Source organism: Nitratidesulfovibrio oxamicus (genome assembly GCF_015731765.1).
Classification (GTDB): domain Bacteria; phylum Desulfobacterota; class Desulfovibrionia; order Desulfovibrionales; family Desulfovibrionaceae; genus Cupidesulfovibrio; species Cupidesulfovibrio oxamicus.
Genome location: NZ_VRYY01000706.1, coordinates 1 through 737 on the forward strand (window position 1 = coordinate 1; position 737 = coordinate 737).

The window sequence follows — 737 nt, forward strand, 5'->3', positions numbered from 1 at the left end:
CACCGGCGACGTGCTGGTCAGCGGCGACACGCCCGCGCAGTCGGCGTGGCTGTCGCGCCGCCCGCGCAGCCGCATTCTGGAACGCCCCGACGCCGTGGGGGCCACCCTTGCCCAGCCGGTGCCGTCAACGCCCCTGCTGACGACCGAAGACATGAAGCGCCTGGCCCGCTATGGCCGCGAGCTGGAAAACCTGTTCGGAGAGCCGCAGGACGTGGAATGGGTGCTGGACACGGCGGGGCGCATCTTCATCGTGCAGTCGCGCCCGGTGCCCGGCGGCACGGAGCACGGCATCGTGCCGGAACAGGCCGCCGCCACGGAAAGCGGGCAGCAAGGCGCCGCACCCGCTTCCCACGAATCACTGCCCCTGCTGGCCGAAGGCAGCGAGCCGGTGTCCGCCGGGGTGGGCAGCGGCACGGCCCGCCACGCGGCCATCTGCTGCGAAATCGGCGACATGCCCCAGGGGACGGTGCTGGTCACCACCACCCTTGGCCCCTCGCTGACCCGGATCATCGACCGGCTGGAGGCCGTGGTGGCCCAGACCGGCAGCCGGGCCTGCCATTTCGCCTCGGTGGCGCGAGAATTCGGGCTGCCGGTGGTCACCGGCATTGCCGATCCGTTCACGGCCATTCCCGATGGAGGCATGGTCACCGTGGACGGCGCAACGGGCCGGGTGCACGCCGGCAGGCCGCCGCAGGAAAAGGGCGACGGCACGCGGCCCCGCACCCGGCGCAGGGCGG

Annotated in this window: 1 protein-coding gene; it reads left to right on the forward strand. The window is 73.0% G+C overall.

What is annotated here, in order from left to right:
• Positions 1–737, forward strand: a 737-nt coding sequence (locus tag FVW20_RS17470) for a PEP-utilizing enzyme (protein ID WP_269145847.1), incomplete at both ends; no start/stop codon positions are given.